The organism is Ectothiorhodospira lacustris, from assembly GCF_022227785.1.
GTDB classification, from domain to species: Bacteria; Pseudomonadota; Gammaproteobacteria; order Ectothiorhodospirales; family Ectothiorhodospiraceae; genus Ectothiorhodospira; species Ectothiorhodospira lacustris.
Genome location: NZ_JAJNQM010000145.1, coordinates 1 through 2,724 on the forward strand (window position 1 = coordinate 1; position 2,724 = coordinate 2,724).

Below are 2,724 nucleotides of genomic sequence, written 5' to 3' on the forward strand. Positions count from 1 at the left end.
CTGGCGATTCATGTTCGGTAACTCAAAGGTGTCCAGGTCGGCAATATGGAACGCCGCTATTCCCAGGCGTGCAAAGGTCAGTAAGTGTGTTCCCCCTACGCCGCCCATGCCGGCAATCGCAACTTTCTTGGTTCTAAGCAGGGCCTGCTCGGTATCGGTTAGCCAGCCCAGGTTGCGTGCAAAAGCCTGCGAGTAATCGAACGTTGTCATAGGGGTCTCAAAATATCCATAAGAAAAAGGTATTTGGCTGCAGCTTATAAAAATTTTCACTCATTATCGCTAAATTCGGCACAAATTATGGCGTCAATAAGGGAAATCTTTTTCTGGGTTTTCATGAGTCTAAACTGTAGTCCGTTTTTTGCTTTTATTTGTATTTTTAGGGTCCTGAGCCGATGGTTATTGCGTGAGGCAGTTGACTGATGGTTGTATCATCAGTTTTATTGAGAGTGTTGTCGCGCAACAATCGCTGATAAATACCGCATCTTGCACCAAAATGATCTAGAATCCAATAAGTTGTAAGCATTATTGCACCTTGGCTGCATTCGGACAGGGTCCGAAGGAAGGAGTTGTTTATGCTAATTGACTGTAAGAAAAGAAAAAACAGTAGGGTTCTTCGGGGAAATTGGTCGATTTTTGCCGCCGCACTGCTTGTAGCCTCCGTCGCGCTCGGTGGGTGTGGGAAAACCACATATACGGTAGAGGAACACTTGATAAGAGGCATGGCTTTCGCGGATGAAGGCGACCTTTCGTCTGCGTCCATCGAATATCGTAATGCCTTGCGGCAAGATCCTTCCAGTTCTGAAGGCCGATATCGACTGGGCTTGCTTTTATTACAGCTGGGCGATGCGGCAGGGGCAGAAGCTGAGCTTAGAAGAGCCAAGGAATTTGGTGTGGATTTGAATGATGTCCGAATGCCTTTGCTGCAATCCTTGTTAGGGCAAGGAAAGTTTGGCCGCATTATGGACGAGACGCGAAATATTGATGATGTTGCCAAGGATCAACTTGCTCAGATTAAGTCGATGCGTGGATTCGCACTTTTAGGAATAGGAAATCCAGGCGAGGCGGAAGTCATTTTCCGGGAGGTGCTTGATATTGATCCGACCTTATCTGATGCAAACCTGGGGATGGCCTATGTTTCATCTGGACTATATGGCGATTTAGATGCGGCGCACAAGTGGGTTTCAACTGCGATAGATAGTGATTCTAGATCTCAAAGGGCATGGAGCTATTTGGGCGATATTGAGCAGGCAATGGGGCGATTTGAATCTGCTGAGAGGGCTTTCTTAAACTCCATTCAATTGCAGAGTTATGTTTCATTGGATCGCGTTAAGTTGGCCTTGCTTAGGCTGCAGCTTGGTAAGATTGAAGAGGCTGAGGCGGATATTGAGTTTTTAAAAAAATCAGGCCTTTCTGACCATTATTATGTGACATATGCGGGGGGGCTTGTCTACTTTTCGCGGGGAGACTATGCCAGGGCTGCCGATGCCTTTGAGGCAAGCTACAGATCGGAGCCTAACTTTGCTGCAAATCGCCTTTACTTGGCAGCTTCCAGGCTTTTCTTAGGTAATACTGAGCGTGCAAGGCAGCATGCGAACTGGCTGCACGCCAATTTCCAATCTTCACAGGCCGCCGCTCGTCTTATAGGGGCGCTTCGCTTGGGGAGTAATGAATTTCTGGAGGCTCAAAATGTTCTTGAATTAGCTTGGCGGAACAATCCGGAGGATAGCACGACTCTAAGTATGTTGATTATGGCGTATCTGCTGGGTGGAGAGCTGGAAAAAGGTGCAGAGTATGCTAAAAAAATGACGATTCTCGAGCCGGATTCACGGATGGCTCAGGAATTATCGATGCTTGCGAACTTGATGATAGGAAAACCACTATCTGACATATCCAGCATAGGTGTCTTAAATGCGGAAATTTCTGACAGTGATTCTTATCAGCATGCCTTGTTGCGTGCGCTTTCAGCATTTAGGGATAACCGATTTATGGATGCCTTGGAAGCTGCAAATAGACTCCAGGGGCAGTATCCAGATCGTGCTGATCCATTTAACCTTGCAGCTGCTGTATACCTTGCGACCGGCCAGTGGGAGCGCGCAAGGCCAGAATTGTTGAAGGTTTTAAGTCTTAACCCTGATGATTCCATGACAGCCATTAATCTTGCAAGATTAGAGGTCCAGGCAGGGAATATACAAGAAGCGAATAGTATCCTGAGGAAACTGCTTGAGACTCATCCTGGTCAAGAGAATGCATGGCTGCTTTTGGCTGATGTTAAAAAGCGACTGGGTGATGCAGGTGGTGCTATCGAGGTTTTGCAGAATGCAGTAAATGCGAATCCACAGTCTATTGTCATTCTTAATCAACTGCTCGTGGATTATTTGCGTGAAGGAGAGTTGGCAAAAATACTTGAGATAAGTGGTGATCTGCGTGCTGATCAATGGGAGTCCATGCCTTCCATGCTCGAGGTCTTGGGGCGGGCGCATATGCTGCTGGGTAATCAGGCCCTGGCGTTGGATGCTTTTGAAAGATGGGCTGAGTTGCAGCCGGGTTCTGCAGAAGCCTATTTTCTTCAGGCCGATGCACTTTCCAGAGCTGGAAGGTCAGTCCAGGCAAAGCAGGCCTTGGGCCGAGCTATTGGTGCCAATCCTGACCATGTGATGGCGAGGATTGGTGAAATTCGATTGCTCGTTCAGTTGGGTGATGTTGATAGGGCTCGTGAAAAGGTTG

General features: G+C 47.6%; 2 protein-coding genes. One reads left to right on the forward strand and one right to left on the reverse strand.

Going from position 1 to position 2,724, the window contains the following annotated elements; genetic code table 11:
- Positions 1-210, reverse strand: a 210-nt coding sequence (locus tag LQ952_RS15635; RefSeq protein WP_238623541.1) for a ThiF family adenylyltransferase, incomplete at its 3' end; no start/stop codon positions are given.
- 362 nt (positions 211-572) lie between these two features.
- Between LQ952_RS15635 and prsT the strand changes: the two genes are divergently transcribed.
- Positions 573-2,724: XrtA/PEP-CTERM system TPR-repeat protein PrsT (gene prsT, locus LQ952_RS15640; RefSeq protein WP_238623542.1), on the forward strand; the 2,152-nt coding region annotated here is incomplete at its 3' end.